The sequence below is a fragment of the Streptomyces sp. NPDC002868 genome (assembly GCF_055563295.1).
Window position 1 is genome coordinate 771,915 of the sequence record NZ_JBVHDR010000001.1, and the last position, 17,739, is coordinate 789,653.

Genomic DNA, 17,739 nt, shown 5'->3' on the forward strand with positions numbered 1-17,739 from the left:
GCTGTGGCGCGATTTGAGCGCTCAGCGGCGTGGAATGCCACGATAGTTGACATGGTCGCGTTTGCGGTAGCAGGATCGCCACGCGGTATAGAAGATCCAAAGGGCGCTGCCGCAGCGGGACTTCGAGAAGGGTGGCGTTCTCGATGACACATGAGGCAGGCGTTGAACGGCCTGGTGTCCACGGGCGTCGAGGGTGCGCGGGGACGACCCGTGGCGTGCTCCGGGCGAAGCGGCTCACCGATGTGCTCAGAAGGCGCCGGGAGGAGCTCGGCCTGAGCGTCGAGGACGTGGCAGCGCGGCTCGACATCAGCACCGTCGCGTACGGCAGCTGGGAGCGCACGCCCGCCCAGGACTGGACCGACGAGAAGCTCTGTGCCCTGGTCAAGGCCCTGGAGATGAGCGACCAGCAGGGCGGCTGGTTATTCCGCCTCGCCGTCGACCGGGACCCGCCGCAGACCTGGAACAGGCCCGTCGGGGCATCCCGGCCCGCGCCTCCGCTTGGTCCCGCGCGCCCGTCGGGACCGGCCTTCCCGTCCGGTCCCGCGCGCCCGTTCGCTCCCGTAACCGCGCCCGCGCCGCCCGCCCTGCCGGTGGAGCCGGCCGAGCCGTCGGAGCCCGCCGGCCCGGACCACTCGGACCCTGAGACGCAGGCCTACCTGCGCGACTACGCCGCGATGATGGACGCCGTGCCGCTGCCCTCGGTGCTCTTCGACCGACGCTGGGACGTGGCACACGTCAACCACGCCTTCGAGGCGCTGTTCCACGGCGTCGGACCGCATCCCACGGCCATGCCGGCCCAGAACATCCTCCGGTTCGTGCTGTTCCACCCGGACGCGGGCACCGTGCTCGGCGACCGCGAGACGAGTTGGTGCCTGCCCCTGCTGGCGCAGCTGGACGCGGCCCTGGAGTGGTACCCCGAGGACCGAGTCCTTCAGGCCATTCGTGACGACATCGCCGATGACCCGATCATGGACGTCGCCTACCGGTGCGGGCTGCCGCACTGGATGCGGGCCATGGGAGCGGCGGCGGTGCACCACGACGGAGCCGTACGACCGCTGAACCACCCGGATCCGCGGTGGGGCCGCACCGAGTGCCGGATCGTCGACGAGACCCCCGCGACCCTTCAGGACAGGGGATTCACACGGATGACGCTGGTGCTGCGGGAGACCCGGGCGGCCGTGCCGCCCGATGTGCGGCGCGGCAAGTCGCATCTGAGGGCGGTCTCCAGCGGCTGAACCGGAACCGGGCGGCGGCTGTCGGCGAATCGCCGGCTGCCGAGGGGACGGTCCCTTGTCAGGGGTTGGCGCGTCCATGACGATTACCTCATGTCGCAGCAGACGCCCGGAAACACCGGCGGCCCCACCAACTCCCGGGGCACCGGCCGCAGAACGGTCCTCACGGCCGCGGCCGGAACCGCGGCGCTCGGTGCCGCGCCGACCGCAGTCGGCGCACCGCCCGCGGCCGCCGCCGAGCACACCCCTGACCGGGAGCACACCCCCGACCGTGACCGCCCCGCCACCGCCCAGGCCCCCACCCGTGAACTGCGCGCGCTCCTGGCCGAGATCGACCGCGACCGCATCGAGGCGACCGTGCGCACCCTCGCCTCCTTCGGTACCCGCCACACGCTCTCCAGCCAGGACGACCCGAAGCGGGGGATCGGCGCGGCCCGCGACTGGATCCACGCCGAGCTGAAGCGGTACGCGGCGCGCAGCGGCGGCCGGATGACCGTCGAGCTGCAGAGTTACATCCAGGAGCCGGCGCCGCGCATCCCCGTGGCGACCCGTATCACCAATGTCGTGGCGACGCTGCGCGGCTCCACGGCCCCCGACCGGGTCTACGTCGTCTCCGGGCACTACGACTCGCGCGCCACCGACGTCATGGACGCCGTCAGCGACGCGCCCGGCGCCGACGACGACGCCTCCGGGGTCGCCGTCGCCATGGAACTCGCCCGCGTCATGGCCACTCGGCGTCCAGGGGCGACCCTCGTCTTCGCGGCCGTCGCCGGCGAGGAGCAGGGCCTGTTCGGCGCGGCCCACCTGGCGCAGAAGTTCAAGGAGGCCGGGGTGGACCTCCAGGGCATGTTCACCGACGACATCATCGGCAGCCCCACGGCCGACGACGGCACCAGAGACCCCCACACCATCCGGCTGTTCGCCGAGGGTGTCCCCACCTCGGAAACCCCTGAACAGGCCGCGACCCGCCGCTCGGTGGGCGGCGAGAACGACTCGCCGTCCCGCCAGCTCGCCCGCTTCGTACGAGACGTGGCCGACAACGACGCCACCGGAATGCATGTCCGCGTCGTCTACCGCCGCGACCGCTATCTGCGCGGCGGCGACCACATCCCGTTCCTCGAACGGGGTTTCCCCGCGGCCCGGTTCACCGAGCCCGCCGAGGACTTCGCGCACCAGCACCAGGATGTGAGGGTGCTGGACGGCAAGCAGTACGGAGACCTGCCCGAGTTCTGCGACTTCGGCTACATCGCCCGCGTCGCCAAGGTCAACGGCGCCGCTCTGTGGACGCTCGCCCAGGCCCCCGGCACCCCGAAGGGCGCGAAGATCCTCACCAGCGCGCTCACCAACGCCACCGAGCTGGTGTGGGAACGCGGCACGGAACCCGACCTCGCCGGGTACGAGGTGGTCTGGCGCGAGACCACGGAGCCGGAGTGGACCCATGTCGTCAGAGCCGGTGACACCACCCGGCACACCGTGGACCTCTCCAAGGACAATGTCTTCTTCGGCGTCCGCGCGGTGAACCGGGCGGGTCTGCGCAGCCCCGTCGCGTTCCCCGCTCCCCAGCGCTGATTCCGGAGTGTTGATTTCGGCGGCCCGGGGGCTCCCGGCCGGCTCATGGAGTCCGCTTCTCGAGTCCGCTCCTAGAGTCGGAGTCGACCGGCACGGCGCATGGTCGTACGGCACTGGCAGTTCCGTACAGAGGAGACCGGCCATGTCGTCGTTGCGAAGCTTTCTGCTCGTCAAAGTGCTGCGTCCGGCGGCCCGGGCACTCATCGCCTATGGGATGTGCTGGTTGTACATCCCCGATGTCGACCATGAGGAAATCCTGCCGACAGACAGTTTTCCCAGAGAAGACAGCAAGGAATACCGCACCCTTTTCGGCGAGGTCGAGGCGCCTTCAAGGTGGTCTTGAGCCGGAATTCGTCTGTACGCCGGGGCCGTGTGAGTCCGCCGCGGGAGCGGCGCACAGGGCCTCATCGGGCCGGTGCAGGGTGTGGGCGATCACCCGACCCCTCGGACACGCCCTAGCCGCCTTCGAGCCCCCTTGCAGGGCCGAAGCGCAGCCTGACCGCACTGCGGCACCAGGACAGCGCGGCTACCACGCCCGGCCAATTGGAGGATTCGTGTCCCTTCGCCTGTTCACCTCGGAATCAGTGACCGAGGGCCATCCCGACAAGATCGCTGACCAGATCAGCGACGCGGTCCTCGACGCGCTGTTGGCGCAGGACCCGAAGTCACGGGTCGCCGTCGAGACGCTGATCACCACCGGCCAGGTCCACCTGGCCGGAGAGGTCAGCACCACTGCGTACGCCGACATCCAGCAGCTGGTCCGCGAGACCGTGCTGAAGATCGGCTACGACTCGTCGGCGAAGGGCTTCGACGGTGCTTCCTGCGGTGTGTCGGTCTCCATCGGCGCACAGTCGCCCGACATCGCACAGGGCGTCGACACCGCCTACGAGAAGCGCGTCGAGGGGTCCGCCACAGGTGAAGAAGGTGACGCGCTGGGCGAGCAGGGCGCAGGCGACCAGGGCCTGATGTTCGGCTACGCCTCCGACGAGACGCCCGAGCTGATGCCTCTGCCCATCACGCTCGCCCACCGCCTCGCCAAGCGCCTCACCGAGGTGCGCAAGAACGGCACCGTCCCCTACCTGCGGCCCGACGGGAAGACCCAGGTCACCATCGAGTACGACGGCGACAAGGCCGTCCGCCTCGACACCGTCGTGGTCTCCTCGCAGCACGCGCCCGGTATCGACCTGGACTCGCTGCTCATCCCGGACATCCGCGACTGCGTCGTACGCCCGGTGCTCCAAGAGCTCGTCGAGGACGGCGTGCAACTGCGCACCGAGGGCTACCGACTGCTGGTCAACCCGACCGGACGGTTCGAGATCGGTGGCCCGATGGGCGACGCCGGCCTCACCGGCCGCAAGATCATCATCGACACGTACGGCGGCATGGCCCGTCACGGCGGCGGCGCGTTCTCCGGCAAGGACCCGTCCAAGGTGGACCGTTCGGCGGCGTACGCGATGCGCTGGGTCGCCAAGAACGTGGTCGCCGCGGGCCTCGCACACCGCTGCGAAGTGCAGGTCGCGTACGCGATCGGCAAGGCGGACCCGGTCGGTCTGTTCGTCGAGACCTTCGGCACAGAGACCGTGCCCGTGCCGCGTATCCAGTTCGCCATCGACCAGATCTTCGACCTGCGCCCGGCGGCCATCATCCGCGACCTCGACCTGTTGCGCCCCATCTACGCGCAGACCGCGGCCTACGGCCACTTCGGCCGCGACCTCCCCGACTTCACCTGGGAGTCCACCGACCGCGCGGAGAAGCTGCGCCAGGCAGCCGTCGCCGACTGAGCCCCACTCAGCGCCGACTCAGCGGCGGCGGATCAACGCACCATCCGTAGACCAAGGAGCAGTGACCGTGCGCATAGCCGTAACCGGTTCGATCGCAACGGACCACCTGATGGTCTTCCCCGGCCGGTTCACCGAGCAGCTGATCGCCGGCAGCCTCGACAAGGTGTCGCTCTCCTTCCTCGTCGAAGAGCTGGAGATCCGGTGCGGCGGCGTCGCCGCGAACATCGCCCTCGGCCTCGGACGGCTGGGCATCGGCCCCTACCTCGTCGGAGCGGTGGGCGCGGACTTCGCCGAGTACCAGGTCTGGCTGAAGCAGAACGGCGTTGACACCGACTCGGTGCACGTCAGCGAGTTGCTGCACACCGCGCGCTTCGTGTGGACGACGGACGCCGACAACGGCCGGATCAGCTCCTTCTACCCCGGAGCCATGAGCGAAGCCCGCACGATCGACCTGGCGCCGGTGCGAGAACGGGCCGGCGGCCTGGACCTGGTGGTGATTTCGCACAATGACCCCGGCGCAATGATCCGCCACACCCGTGAATGCAAGGGCCTGGGACTTGCGTTCGCCGCCGACCCGTCCCAGCAGCTCGCGTTCCTGCAACGCGGCGATGTGCGCGAACTGCTCGCCCACCCGGCCTATCTGTTCACCAATGAGTACGAGAGCGTGCTCATCCAGGAGAAGAGCGGCTGGACCGAACAGCAGATCCTGGGTCGGGTCGGCACCTGGGTCACCACCCGAGGGGCGGACGGCGTCCACATCGCCCGCGCCGGGCTGCTGCCGGTCGAAGTGTCGGCGGTGCCGCCGAACGGGACACTCGAGCCGACCGGCGTCGGCGATGCCTTCCGGGCGGGCTTCCTCGCTGCGACCGCCTGGGGCGTGAGCCTGGAGAGCGCGGCCCATCTGGGCAGCGCACTGGCCACGACCGTGCTGGAGACCACGGGCCCGCAGCTGTCCGAGCTGAACGGCGGCGAGCTGCTGGGACGCATCCGTGGCACATACGGAGAAGAAGCCGCCGCCGAGCTGGCTCCGCACCTGGCGGCACTGGGATGAGGGGACCCGTGCCGACACCCTGCGCGAGGCCGTTGCGCGACCGGTCACTCCTCGTTCGTGATGCACCTCGACGAGATGGTCGCCCGTACTGACACACCCTCAGCAGCAGGTACCAGTGGTACCGGCCCCCGCCTGTCCCCCGGGCGGGGGCCTGACCCATTCAGCGCATGGATGCGACGGCCCACTCGGCGACGACGGCCACCGCGACGCCGACCCCCAGAACCGCGGTGGCCACCCGCGTACGCCCTTGTCGGCTGAGGACCAGGGCACTGCCGCAGAGGATCAGCGCGATGCCGTAGAAGCCCATGGTCAGCACCGAGTGCGTGCTGCCGAGCCGCAGCACGAGGGTGACGCCCACGGCGATCATGATGACCGCGGAGAGAGCTATCCGTATGCCGCGTGCCTGACGTGGTGTGAGCCCCTGTCGCTCCGGGCTCGAATTGGCTTCTGACATGCTCGGAAGACTAGCCGTCCCGTCCGGGCGCAGACTGTCGGGGCCGACCCTCTGCCCGCTCGCGCTCATCTGCCCGCTCGCGCTCATCTGTCCGCTCGGGCTCACGCGCCGCGGGCGCTGCCCACGCCGGCCGTCCACAGCGGAGTGGTGCCGGTGATCTGGCAGGCCATCAGATAGAGCGGGATCGGCGGGGTGTAGGGGCTGGTGCCGTCGGGCCAGCGGATGAGGCGGGGGTTGGTCGCCGGAATGTACGCCTCGCGGGCGTAGTGCGACGGCAGCGGCCAGGTCAGCTCCAGGTCCGATCCGGCCGGCACGATCCACCACCACCAGTCGTTGTCGGCGAAGACACAGCCGTTCCGCGGCAGCCGCCCGAGCAGCCTGAAGCCGTACCGCGCGGGAACGCCCACGGCGTCGCAGCCCAGATTGGCCACAAGCGCGGGTGGGAGTGCGAGCCGGGTCATCCGGGATTCGCCGGGCTCCCTGTGGTGGCGGCCGCTCCGCGAGAGGAGCGTCGCCAGGCCCTTCAGCACAGCCTCTCCGGTCCCGGCAGCCAGCCCGCCCCGTTCGGAAAGTCCGTTCCGAACGGAAGGTCTGCCCCGCGCGCAACGTCCGCTCCGAACGGAAGGTCTGCCCCGCGCGCAACGTCCGCTCCGAACGGAAGGTCCGCTTGCGGCAGTTCAGCACGCGCCAGCTCGGCCCAGACGATGCGGCCGGGGCCGTGCTTCGACTCGTACGCGCCCCAGGCGCTGCTCACGGCCTCGACCAGCAGCAGTCCGCGCCCGCGCTCCTCCTCGACGGTGTGGCAGACGTGCGGGCCGGTGGGCGTGGACCCCTGGTCCTGCACGGTGATGCGCAGCCGCTCTGCGCCGTTGAGGAGTTCGCAGGCGACCAGGTGGCCGTCAGTGTGCACGACCGCGTTGGTGACCAGCTCGGAGACGACGAGCATCGCCGTATCGTGAACATCTCCGCCTATGCCCCAGCAGTGGAGCCGCTCGCGGGTGAGCTTTCTCGCCCTGCTGACGAACTCGGCACGCGCGGGCAGCTCGAAGCCGTATCGGTGGTGGTCGGCCCCCGCGCACGGGTCCCGTCGCTGGGCAGTGAGCGCGTCACGGTTCACCCGACCACTCTCCCGCCGAGGTGGACACCTTGGCAAGGCCCACTCTGAAAGATTCAGAGTGGGCATATTCATCGCTGCGGGGCCGTGGCACACTGCTCGCAACAGCACGTGGGGAGGTCTCGAAGTGAGTGAACCGCGGTCCGCCCCCACTGTGGGGCAGGTCGTTCTCGGCAAGCGCTTGCAGGATCTGCGGGAGCGAGCCGGGCTCAGGCGCGAAGAGGCCGCAAAGGTTCTTCGCGTTGCCGCGGGCACCATCCGCCGGATGGAAACCGCCGAGGTTGCGTTGAAAATCCCGTATGTCCAGCTGCTGCTGAACGCGTACGGGATCACCGACGAGGAGGCGCGCGGTTTCATCGAGCTGGCCGAGGAGGCCAATAAGCCCGGCTGGTGGCAGCGCTTTCACGACGTTCTGCCAGGCTGGTTCAGCATGTACGTCAGCCTGGAGGGCGCGGCCGGCCTGATCCGCGCCTATGAGCCACATTTCGTGCCCGGTCTGCTGCAGACGGAGGACTACGCCCGCGCGATCATGCTCGGCGGAGCCGTCGGCCAGACCGATCCGGCCGACATCGAGCGCCATGTGGCGCTGCGGATGGAACGCCAGGCACTGCTCACCCGCCCCGACGCACCCAAGCTGTGGGTGATCATGGACGAGACGGTGTTCCGCCGGCCCGTCGGCGGCCCCGGCGTCATGAGAGCGCAGATCGACCGGCTGCTCGAAGGCGCCCAGCTGCCCCATGTCACCCTGCAGATCGCGGAGTTCGCGACCGGACACCACCCCGGCACCTACGGGCCGTTCGTCCTCTTCCGGTTCGCTGTCCCCGAGCTCCCGGACATGGTCTACAGCGAGTACCTCACCGGCGCCGTCTACCTCGACGCGCGCCCCGAGGTCGCTTCGCATCTGGAGGTTCTGGACCGCATGGCGGCTCAGGCCGCGACTGCACAACGCACGAAGGAGATCCTCAGGGATCTCCGCGAGGAGCTGTGAATGGATTACATATACAACGGCATGCCGGCCGCCGAACTGGGCAGCGAGGGCTGGCACAAGCCGTGGAGCGGCGGCAACGGGGGCAACTGCTTCGAGACCATGAAGCTGGCCGACGGCCGGGTCGCGGTGCGCCAGTCCGCGGACCCGGACGGCCCCGCGCTGATCTACACCTGCGGCGAGTTCGCCGCGTTCATCGAGGGAGCCAAGTCCGGCCAGGCGGACTTCCTGCTCAACTGACGGCGAACCTGATCCGCACCTGGTCCGCAGCTGACTGCTCAGCTGCCCCTCACCACCGAGACACGTGGAGCGAGAGATGACCGGTCACAAAGCCGCCGCCTCCGGATCGACACCAGCAAGTCGCATCGTGCTCAGAGGTCGAGTGTGTGCCCCGTCGTCACGTCGACATTGTCCGGGATCTCGTCGTGGCGGTCACCGACCGTCTGTGTCCCGGTGGGCTCGAAGAGGAGGATCGCGGCGCCGGACGGAGCGGACGGCTTGTGCTCCGTACCACGCGGGACCGTGAAGACCGAGCCCTTGGGGAGCGAGACCGTGCGCTCCCCGGCGGGCTCGCGCAGGGAGATGTGCAGCTCACCGTCGAGCACCAGGAAGAACTCGTCGGTGTCGTCGTGGACGTGCCAGAGGTGTTCGCCCTCGACCTTGGCGACGCGTACGTCGTAGTCGTTGACCCGGGTGACGATGCGGGGACTCCACAGGGCGTCGAAGGAGGCCAGGGCCTTGCTGAGGGCGATCGGTTCGTTGCTCATGTGCTCAACCATCCGACGTTCCGCAGTGCCGGTGTGAGTGGTAGAAATGGCTAATGCCGCAAGAATCCTCGCACCGAGGTCGTGAGGGGAGTCCGCACCGGGTCGTCGTGATCGTCGACGAGAACTCGAACCCCTTCGAGCTCGGCTGCGCGACCGAAGTGTTCGGCCTGCGCAGGCCTGAGATCGGCCGCGACCTCTACGACTTCACACTCTGCTCGCCCGAGCCCCGCACGTCGATGCGGGACGGATTCTTCACGCTCACGGGAGTCGCCGATCTGGAGGCGGCCGACTCGGCGGACACCTTGATCGTGCCCAACCGGCCCGACGTCGAGGTGCCCCGCCGCCCCGCCGTCCTCCACGCCGTCCGCCGGGCGCACGCCCGAGGGGCAAGGCTGGTCGGCTTCTGCAGCGGCGCCTTCACCCTGGCCGAGGCCGGGGTCCTCGACGGGCGCCGGGCCACCGCGCACTGGCAGTGGGCGGACTCTTTCCGGGCACGCTTCCCCACCGTCCAGCTCGAACCGGACGTGCTCTTCGTCGACGACGGCGACATCTTCACAGCCGCGGGCAGCGCGGCAGCGCTCGACCTGGGGCTGCACCTGGTCCGCCGCGACCACGGAGCCGAGATCGCCAACTCGGTGAGCCGGCGTCTCGTCTTCGCCGCCCACCGGGACGGCGGCCAGCGGCAGTTCGTGGAACGGCCGGTGCCGGACGTGCCGGACGAGTCCCTGGCCCCGGTACTGGCCTGGGCACAGGGACGGCTGGACGCACCCCTTGCCGTGCCCGACCTCGCGGCGCGTGCGGCACTGAGTCCCGCAACGTTGCACCGCCGCTTCCAGGCCCAGTTGGGCACCACTCCACTCGCGTGGCTCACCGGGGAACGCCTCGCCCTCGCCTGTCGGCTGATCGAACGGGGCGTATCCCCTCTGGACGTGGTCGCACGACGCAGCGGCCTGGGCACCACTGCCAATCTGCGCGCTCTGATGCGTCGCGAGACCGGGCTCACCCCATCGGCATACCGCCGCCGGTTCGGGCCCGGGGCGGACGACACGCTCTAATGAGTCCTCGTCAGCCCGTCGCGGCCTCCGGCTCAAGCAGCGTCGCCAGGAACTTCTCCGGGGCCGAGACATTCCCCGCCGAGTCGATCGTCCGGTACTCGATCGTGTGGGTGCCGTAGTCGGGGGTTGTGTCGTCCCACGGCACCGCGCGGGTCTTGCCGAGCTTGCCGTAGACGAGATCGTCGACGACCGTGCCGGCCGGGGTGAAGCGGTACGGCGCGTCCGCGTCGGTCGGCCAGCCGTAATACGTCTGCCAGCCGTCGCCGTCGACCCGGAACTGTGACACCACATGGCCGGCCCGGTCGTCACGGGCCGTCAGCCTCATCGTGAACGGCCCGTCGTAGACGTACTCCACCGGCTTCCCCGGCCGGTGCACCGTGCGCAGCGGCTTGGAGAGCGCGTACGCCGCCGTCGCCGGGGCCGCGTCCACCGTCCAGGTCAGCGTGGTCTGCGTGCCGGCGATCCGGGCGCTCAGGGTGTGGGCGCCGGGGCGCAGCCGCAGCGCGCCCAGATCGAGATCGCGGTCGTTGCCCGGGTTGGCCACCGGGCGGCCGTCGAGCGTCCAGCGGACGGCCAGGGTCCGGTCGGCGGGGTGTGTGGTGTCGGCGTGCACGACCGTCGCGGAGCCCACCGGGGTCTCGGTGTCGGTGTGGCCGGTGAAGCCCGGCGCGACCGGCTCCGGCCGGGTGCTGACAGCCGTGTCCACGGTCCAGGCGACGGTACGGGTCAGCGCTGCGGACGCGCGGATCGCTGGGTCGCGTACGAACGGCGTCGGATCGGTGATCGTGGCCGTCAGCTCATGCGTGCCGCGGGCGAGTTGGAGCCGGCGCAGATCCAGCGTGCGGGCATCACCGGCGAGCCGCAGCGGACGCCCGTCGAGACGCCATACGACATCGAGCTCGCCGCCCACCGGATGCAGGGTGTCCACCCACACCGTCCGGTCGTCGCCGATCGGGGCGGCGTTCGGGGTGTGGTCCTGAAGGAGACTCACCTTGGCGGAGATCTTCTGCACCATCACCTCGCGTCCGACCTGGTCGAAGGCGTAGCCGAGGGTCTTCATGATCGAGTGCTTGCTGGGCCGCCAGACGCCCTTGGTGCTGTACATCCCGCCCTCGAACCGGCCGATGACCCCGCCCGACTCGCTCTTCTCGCCCAGCCAGCGCCACCACTTGGCGCGCTGCCGCTTCATCTGCTCCTCGGTCAGCAGGGTGTGGTGGGCGGAGTCGGGTTCGCCGCCCTCGTACGTGCCGCCCGGGACGCCACGCCCGTAGTAGTCGTACTCGTCCTGCAGGTTGCCCAGCGAGTGGCCGATCTCGTGCGGGGTGATCAGCGAGGACAACGCGTTGCCGCCGGACGCCGTGGCGAAGGTCCCGCCCGCGCCGCCGTACGTATCGCTGTTGGCGAGCGCCACGATCTGCCGGTTGGCGCTCGCGGATCCGGGCACGAGGTCGGCGAGCGCGGTCGCCGACCTCGTGTCGACGCCGAGGAGGCGCTGCACGCTGTTCGCGTTGCAGCCGCCCCAGAAGCCCATGTCCAGCGCGGTGTCGCGGCGCGGCGACTGAAGTCCCGGGTCGCAGTCCACACCTGACTCGGCGGAGGGGACCTCCACCGCCCACACATTGACGTAACTGCGGTACGAGGCGAACGGCTCCGTGGACCACAGCACGTTGAGGTGCTTGTCGACATCGGCGCGGAAGGCCGGCATTTCCTCGGCGGTGTAGCCGTCGCCGAGGACGATGATGTTGAACCGCTTGTCGGCGGGGCCTGTGGTCTGCACGGGCACGACGGTGGCCGCTTCGGTCACCGGCGCCGCCCCCTCCTCGGCGGTGGCGGAGGGGACCGTGCCCAGCAGGCAGCCGGCCAGCAGCGCGGCCGCGGTGGCGAGCAGCGACATTGTTCGGGGTCGTATGCCGGGTGAGGTCATGAGGCGGGAGCGTACGACCCGGCCCAACGTGACGTAAAGACAGCAGAGTTGGCCAGTGGGACGGTGACTGCCGGCCGTGGCGCTGTGCGACGCGCGGCAGCTCGGCCGCTTGCCTGTCGACCCGCTCCGACGGGCCGAGCCTACGGGTGGATTGGCGTGCACACCACATTGCTCGTTCCGCACCCCTTGCCGCCTCCGGCCCCGCTTTGTAGCTTGGCGCAGGCGCTGTCGTGGAAGCGCTTTCTATGCCGTCCGAGCCGACGAGGTGAGCGGGATGCCCCAGCCAGGAAGAGGCCGGTTAGCGATTTCCGCGGGGGTGCTGCTGATGGCGCTGATCGCGCCACCGGCACTCGCGCAGGACGAAGGGCCGATAGCCGATCCACTGCCTGACCCGGCCGTCTCCCGGCACGGTCTCGTGCTCGAGGAGTTCGCGACCCTCCCCAAGTCGGAGTCGGTGCCGCCGCCGACCGACGCCCGGCTCAAACGCTGGGCCCGCATCAACTACCTCGGCGAACTGCCCGACCACTCACGCCGGTTGTACGTCCCCGACCTCAACGGCAAGCTCTATCTGCTGGACCGCAAAGGCAGATCGCGCGAGTACCTCGATGTCGGCGCCGCGATGGGACCGGACTTCTGGTCGCACAAGGGACTCGGCAGTGGCTTCGGATTCGTGGCCTTCCACCCGCGCTTCGCCCGCAACGGCATCTTCTACACGGTGCACACCGAGGCCCGTGACGCGCTCACCACCAAGCCCGTGGATCTGACCGCCCCCACAACCACCCGCATCCACAGCGTGATCACCGAGTGGACCGCCGACAGCCCGCGCGCGAACACCTTCAGCGGCACCCGGCGCGAAGTGATGCGCCTCGGCTTCCAGGACACGTACCACGACATTCAAGAGATCAACTTCAATCCGAACGCCCGCCCCTGGGACAGGGACTACGGCCTCCTCTACGTGGCGGTCGGCGACGGCGCGGCGGGCGTCGGCGGCACCGTCCCGCAGGATCTGACCGCGCCCCAGGGCAAGATCCTGCGGATCGACCCGCTCGGCCACAACGGCCCCGGCGGCAAATGGGGAATCCCCGCCTCCAACCCCTTCGCCGGTCAGCAGGGCAGACTCGGTGAGATCTTCGCGTACGGGCTGCGCGACCCGCACCGCTTCAGCTGGGACACCGGCGGCCGCCACCAGATGTTCATCGGCCACATCGGTGAGCACCGGGTCGAGTCGGTGTACGACGCGAAGGCGGGCGACAACTTCGGCTGGAGCAACCGTGAGGGGCCGTTCGCCTACCGCAAGGCCGACAACCCCACCTGCGGAGTGTTCCCGCTCCCGGCCGACGACGCCAAGAACGGCTACACCTACCCGGTCGCCGCCTTCGACCACAACCCGCCCCCGGACAAGCCCTGTTCGGACAGCGGCAACGCCCTCATCGGCGGCTTCGTCTACCGCGGCCGGCAGGTACCCGCGCTGTACGGCAAGTACATCTACTCCGAGGGCGTGAGCGGACGGATCTTCTACTCCGACGTCCGGGAGATGCGCCGCGGCGGCCCGCTCGCCACGGTCCACCAGCTCCATGTCTTCGACGCGGGCGGCGCACCGACCTCGATGCAGGCGCTGGCCGGCGACAAGAGGGTCGACCTGCGGTTCGGCACCGACCGCGCGGGCGAGCTGTATGTGCTCTCGAAAGCCAACGGCACGATCTGGAAGGTGTCCGATGCGAAATAGTCCAGTCGGCCACCGCGGCAGAGGGCTTCTCGCGGCAGTGCTCGCCGTCGCCCTGCTGCCCCTGACGCTCGCCCCGGCAGCCGCGAGCGCCCAGCACGGCCCCGTACTGCCGTCGCTGAAGCGGAATCTCGTCGCGTACTACGACTTCGGTCATCCGGTACGCGGCAACCCCGGCTGGGAGCGCGACCGCGGGCGGTCCGGCACCGACATCCAGCTCGTCAACGGCGGCGCCCGGATGCGGGCATGGGACAGGGACCGCGGCCATGTCCTGCAGACCCGGCAGAACACGCCCACCGCCCCGGGCAACGACGACTGGAAGGCGGGCGTCTACGGCCCCGACGGCATCCCCACCCTGCACGCCTTCAACGGCGTACGCGAGACGACCGTCATGGGCTGGTTCAAGATGGCCGGCGAGAACCCCAGCCCCAATTCGGGCTCCGCCAAACCGGACGACCGCTATGGAGCGATCGGCCTGGCCGGAGTCCTCTCCGGCACCTCGCAGGGCCATGATGTGCGTGCCCTCCTCGAACTCATCACGGTCAACGGCGAGATGAAGGTCGTCGCGCTCGGCCGCCGCGTCGACGGCGCCAGTTCGCAGACCTTCGCCGCCGACGCCGACTGGAAGACGCTGCTGCCGCAGGACACATGGGTGTTCCTCGCGGCGACCTTCGACTACGACGTCGGCACGATGGCGCTCTACCGCAACGGCCGAGCCGTGCCCGGCTTCTACACGCTCACCGGCGACCCGTGGGCCGTCGAAGGGCCGCCCGAACCGGACGCCGCATCGCCGAGCGACCCGCGCGGCATCAAGATCGGCGGCAGCTATCCGCAGAACACCAAGGAGGGCAACCCCTGCAACTGCAGGATGGACGACCTGATGTTCCTCGACCGGGCGCTGACCCCCGGCGAGGTCATGGCCCAGTACCGACGGACCAGGTAGGGAGCGTCTGCCGTTCGTAACGACGACGCCGCGCACGACGACGCAGTACGCAGCCGGCGAGCACCGCGCCGGCTGCGACCGCGTACACGACGGTCCCCACGTTCTGCGGGTCGGCGTCCATCATGACGGTGACGTACTTGGCCGCGCCCGCGACCGCTACCGCGAGCCACTCCCACCGCCCGTCCAGGGCCACCAGTGCGACCAGCAGCAGGGCGTACCAGGAGTAGCCCGGAGTCAGCAGCAGGAACGCTGTGCCGGTGACCAGCAGGGCGCCGCTCCAAGGGCGTTCCGGATCGCCGCGCCACAGGACGTGGACGGTGACCACCAGCATCCCGGCGATCACGGCAGGTAGCGCCCAGTCGTCCGGCAGCACCAGCCGGAGCAGCGCATAGCGATTACTGGCCGAGGGGTCGTCGTACCCCTCCTCCTGCGTATAGCCGCCGAGAAAGCCGAAGACCGAGCTGTCGGAGACGAGCACGTAGGGGAGATAGCTGAGCGCGACGACCGCGGCGGCCGGCAGCAGTACGGCCGCCGCGTCCCGCACCCGCCGCACACCCGAGAGCGCACCGGGCAGCACCACGGCGGGCAGCAGCTTGGTCGCGACCGCCGCGCCGAGCAGCGCCCCACCCAGGATGCGCCGCCGTACCAGCACACCGAGGCCCACGACCGCGAGGAGCGCCCCGAGCACATCGGCATGCGCGTTGTTCACCGCCTCGACCGGCACGATCGGACACCAGGCCCAGTACGCCGCACGGCGCGGATCGCCGCGCCGTCGCAGCACCAGCAGCAGCGCGGCGGTGGTGCCCAGCGCCAGCAGCGCGCCGCCCGCCTGAAGGGCCTTGTGCCGCGCCCCGTCGGGCGAGAGCGCGTGGACGAGCAGGAAATACCCCTCGGCCACCGGCGGGTAGATGGTGTGCACCTGCGGCCGGTTGATCCGCGTGCAGTGCACCTCGCCCTCGGGGCCCGGAATCCGTGCCCGGCCGGGGCCCACGCACTGCGCCCCGGTGGGGAACAGCCAGCCGTCGCGCAGCCCGGCGAGCGCGGGATCGGCGGGGGCGTGGTCGTACGGCGAGATCCCGGCCGTCTGCACCCTGCCGTCCCAGGCGTAGCGGTACGAGTCGGTGCTGGTGCGCGGCGGAGCGAGGAGGCCGGTCGCCGCCACCGCGACACCGCCCGCGACGACGAGGACCACGGCGTGCAGCACCGGGGCCTTGCGTACGGCGACGACCGCGGCGGCGAACAGCGCCCAGCAGGCGGCGTACCACCAGGAGAGCCCGAGGGCATCGGTGAAGTAGCCGTCCTTGCGGATCGTCACGGCGAGCACGGCTGTCAGGGCCACCAGCAGGGCGCCGGCGGCGAGAGTACGGGGGTTGATCACAGGCTCAGCGTCGCAGTCGGAGGCGGCGCGGGCCGTGCGCCGCCCCCGAACGTCCGCATTCCGTAAGGTGTCGCAACCCTCCGCGCGGGCCGCCTGGGAGGTCTCATGGAAGACATGAAGCTCCGACCGCCACGGCTGCCGCGACCGCACCGGCTGCCCAGGATGACCCTGCCGCGACCGCCCAGGATGCCCCGGCTGCCGGCACCGATTCTGCCGAAGTTCTCGGGGAAGCTGCACGACGCCCGTACGGCCACCTCCATCGGCCGCTGGCTGGGCGGGGCGATCGCCGTCTGCTTCGTGACCGGGGTGACCAGTCACTATCTTCAGCACCCGCCGGAGTGGCTCGCGAACGTACTGCCGAGCCGGCCGACCTGGGGCTACCGGCTGACCCAGGGCCTGCATGTGGCGAGCGGCATCGCCGCCATCCCGCTGCTGCTCGCCAAGCTGTGGGCGGTCTACCCGCGGCTGTTCGTGTGGCCCGCGCTGCGGTCGGTGCGGCACGCGCTGGAGCGGCTCTCCGTGGCGGTGCTCGTCGCTGCGGCCGTCTTCCAGCTCTTCACCGGGCTGCTCAACATCGTGCAGTGGTACCCGTGGCCGTTCTCCTTCGTACCCGTGCATTTCGCCGTCGCCTGGCTGCTGCTCGGCGCGGTGGTCCTGCATGTGGCGGTCAAGTACCCGGAGATCAGGGCGCATTGGAGCAGACGCTCGCCCGGCACACTGGAACTCCCGGCGGCGGACGGACCCGACCGGCGCTCCCTGCTGACCGGCATCGCAGCCGCGGTCGGCGCGGTCACGCTCACCACCGTGGGCCAGTCCCTCACCCCGCTGAAACGCTTCGACCTGCTCGCGCCGCGCCATCCGGACCACGGCCCGCAGGGCCTGCCGGTCAACCGCACGGCCGCCGCGGCCGGACTGGCGGGAGTGAGCACCGCCCACTGGCGGCTGACCGTGCTCGGCCGGGACTCGTATCAACTCACCCTCGACGAGCTCGCGGCCATGCCCCAGCACACCGTGACCCTGCCCATCGCCTGCGTGGAGGGCTGGAGCAAGTCGGCCCAGTGGACCGGCGTACGCGTACAGGACCTGCTGGAACGTGCCGGAGCGCGCCCCGACGCGGCGGTACGGGTGGTGTCGCTGGAGCGGCGCGGCACATACCGAGTGATGGAGATGGGCAGCGGCTACACCCGCGATCCGCTCACCCTGCTCGCCCTGCGCCTCAACGGCCAGGTGCTCTCGCTGGACCACGGCTTCCCGGCGCGCATCATCGCGCCGAACCGCCCCGGTGTGCTGCAGACCAAGTGGGTCACCAGGATGGAGGTCCTGTGATGCGGATCGTGGCGGGCGCACTGGGTCTCGCCCTGATGGCCGTCGGCGCGACGCTGTTGCTGACCGGCGGCCAGCTGAAGGACGTGGCGCTGTGGCTGGCGGGCGCGATCGTCCTGCACGACGGGATCATCGCGCCGCTGGTGCTCGGCGTCGGCCTGCTGCTGGCGGCCGTCCCGGCCCGCGGCACGGTCCGCGGGGCGCTGGTGGTGGCCGGCTGTCTGACGATGATCGCGCTGCCGCCGCTGCTGCGGCCGGGGGCGCCGACCAATCCGTCGGCGCTGCCACTGGACTACCTGCGCAACTGGCTGCTCGTGCTGGCGTCGGTCGCGGTGGTGACGGGGGTAGTGCTGGCGGTGCGGTGGCTGCTCCGCAAAGTGCCGCGGCGTTGAACATCTGACGAACGCGTCCGGCGGGCCGGTCAGGGTGGCCAAGCACTT

Annotated in this window: 18 protein-coding genes; 12 read left to right on the plus strand and 6 right to left on the minus strand. The window is 70.3% G+C overall.

Annotated features, from left to right (window positions below):
• Positions 1–215: 215 nt before the first annotated feature.
• From ACZ3H8_RS03640 to ACZ3H8_RS03660, 5 genes are all read left to right on the plus strand, one after another.
• On the plus strand, positions 216–1,235 hold the full coding sequence (locus ACZ3H8_RS03640; RefSeq protein WP_467396867.1) for a helix-turn-helix domain-containing protein: 1,020 nt from the start codon (positions 216–218) through the stop codon (positions 1,233–1,235).
• 90 nt (positions 1,236–1,325) lie between these two features.
• A complete protein-coding gene (locus tag ACZ3H8_RS03645; protein WP_467396869.1) occupies positions 1,326–2,801 on the plus strand; it encodes a M20/M25/M40 family metallo-hydrolase in 1,476 nt (491 codons plus the stop codon).
• 142 nt (positions 2,802–2,943) lie between these two features.
• Positions 2,944–3,144: a hypothetical protein gene (locus ACZ3H8_RS03650; protein ID WP_467396871.1), complete on the plus strand. Its 201-nt coding sequence runs from the start codon at positions 2,944–2,946 to the stop codon at positions 3,142–3,144.
• A gap of 211 nt (positions 3,145–3,355) precedes the next feature.
• A complete protein-coding gene (gene metK / locus ACZ3H8_RS03655; protein ID WP_467396875.1) occupies positions 3,356–4,582 on the plus strand; it encodes a methionine adenosyltransferase in 1,227 nt (408 codons plus the stop codon).
• 67 nt (positions 4,583–4,649) lie between these two features.
• On the plus strand, positions 4,650–5,633 hold the full coding sequence (locus ACZ3H8_RS03660) for a carbohydrate kinase family protein (protein ID WP_467396877.1): 984 nt from the start codon (positions 4,650–4,652) through the stop codon (positions 5,631–5,633).
• 160 nt (positions 5,634–5,793) lie between these two features.
• Here ACZ3H8_RS03660 and ACZ3H8_RS03665 read toward each other — a convergent pair whose 3' ends face one another.
• From ACZ3H8_RS03665 to ACZ3H8_RS03675, 3 genes are all read right to left on the minus strand, one after another.
• Complete coding sequence (locus ACZ3H8_RS03665) at positions 5,794–6,087, minus strand: hypothetical protein (RefSeq protein ID WP_307660050.1); 294 nt, start codon at positions 6,085–6,087, stop codon at positions 5,794–5,796.
• Between the two features lie 101 nt (positions 6,088–6,188).
• Entirely contained in the window at positions 6,189–6,548 is a 360-nt protein-coding gene (locus ACZ3H8_RS03670; protein WP_467397943.1) for a hypothetical protein, read from the minus strand.
• A gap of 62 nt (positions 6,549–6,610) precedes the next feature.
• Positions 6,611–7,204, minus strand: coding sequence for an ATP-binding protein (locus ACZ3H8_RS03675; RefSeq protein WP_467396880.1), 594 nt, complete (start codon positions 7,202–7,204; stop codon positions 6,611–6,613).
• A gap of 124 nt (positions 7,205–7,328) precedes the next feature.
• Between ACZ3H8_RS03675 and ACZ3H8_RS03680 the strand changes: the two genes are divergently transcribed.
• Together ACZ3H8_RS03680 and ACZ3H8_RS03685 are read left to right on the plus strand one after the other, a co-directional pair.
• Entirely contained in the window at positions 7,329–8,189 is an 861-nt protein-coding gene (locus ACZ3H8_RS03680) for a helix-turn-helix domain-containing protein (RefSeq protein ID WP_467396882.1), read from the plus strand.
• Complete coding sequence (locus ACZ3H8_RS03685; protein WP_307660047.1) at positions 8,190–8,426, plus strand: DUF397 domain-containing protein; 237 nt, start codon at positions 8,190–8,192, stop codon at positions 8,424–8,426.
• A 131-nt stretch (positions 8,427–8,557) separates the two neighbouring features.
• Here ACZ3H8_RS03685 and ACZ3H8_RS03690 read toward each other — a convergent pair whose 3' ends face one another.
• The gene (locus tag ACZ3H8_RS03690) at positions 8,558–8,953 is read right to left on the minus strand and encodes a cupin domain-containing protein (RefSeq protein WP_467396885.1); all 396 of its coding nucleotides are present in this window, start codon (positions 8,951–8,953) and stop codon (positions 8,558–8,560) included.
• A gap of 53 nt (positions 8,954–9,006) precedes the next feature.
• On the opposite strand from ACZ3H8_RS03690, the gene ACZ3H8_RS03695 reads away from it, so the two are divergent.
• A complete protein-coding gene (locus ACZ3H8_RS03695) occupies positions 9,007–10,008 on the plus strand; it encodes a GlxA family transcriptional regulator (protein ID WP_467396887.1) in 1,002 nt (333 codons plus the stop codon).
• A gap of 10 nt (positions 10,009–10,018) precedes the next feature.
• On the opposite strand, the gene ACZ3H8_RS03700 is transcribed toward ACZ3H8_RS03695, so the two are convergent.
• Positions 10,019–11,902 carry a M64 family metallopeptidase gene (locus tag ACZ3H8_RS03700; protein ID WP_467396890.1) on the minus strand — a complete coding sequence of 628 codons (1,884 nt, stop codon included), beginning with the start codon at positions 11,900–11,902 and terminating at the stop codon, positions 10,019–10,021.
• Positions 11,903–12,257: 355 nt separating this feature from the next.
• Here ACZ3H8_RS03700 and ACZ3H8_RS03705 point away from each other — a divergent pair, with 355 nt between their 5' ends.
• Positions 12,258–13,658 carry a PQQ-dependent sugar dehydrogenase gene (locus ACZ3H8_RS03705; RefSeq protein WP_467396892.1) on the plus strand — a complete coding sequence of 467 codons (1,401 nt, stop codon included), beginning with the start codon at positions 12,258–12,260 and terminating at the stop codon, positions 13,656–13,658.
• Complete coding sequence (locus tag ACZ3H8_RS03710; protein WP_467396895.1) at positions 13,648–14,598, plus strand: LamG-like jellyroll fold domain-containing protein; 951 nt, start codon at positions 13,648–13,650, stop codon at positions 14,596–14,598. The genes ACZ3H8_RS03705 and ACZ3H8_RS03710 overlap by 11 nt, the downstream gene beginning before the upstream one ends.
• Here ACZ3H8_RS03710 and ACZ3H8_RS03715 read toward each other — a convergent pair.
• Entirely contained in the window at positions 14,570–15,976 is a 1,407-nt protein-coding gene (locus ACZ3H8_RS03715; RefSeq protein ID WP_467396897.1) for a glycosyltransferase family 87 protein, read from the minus strand. The genes ACZ3H8_RS03710 and ACZ3H8_RS03715 overlap by 29 nt on opposite strands.
• A 186-nt stretch (positions 15,977–16,162) precedes the next feature.
• Here ACZ3H8_RS03715 and ACZ3H8_RS03720 point away from each other — a divergent pair, with 186 nt between their 5' ends.
• Positions 16,163–17,302 carry a molybdopterin-dependent oxidoreductase gene (locus ACZ3H8_RS03720; RefSeq protein ID WP_467397945.1) on the plus strand — a complete coding sequence of 380 codons (1,140 nt, stop codon included), beginning with the start codon at positions 16,163–16,165 and terminating at the stop codon, positions 17,300–17,302.
• On the plus strand, positions 17,302–17,691 hold the full coding sequence (locus tag ACZ3H8_RS03725; RefSeq protein ID WP_467396900.1) for a hypothetical protein: 390 nt from the start codon (positions 17,302–17,304) through the stop codon (positions 17,689–17,691). The genes ACZ3H8_RS03720 and ACZ3H8_RS03725 overlap by 1 nt, the downstream gene beginning before the upstream one ends.
• Positions 17,692–17,739 lie beyond the last annotated feature (48 nt).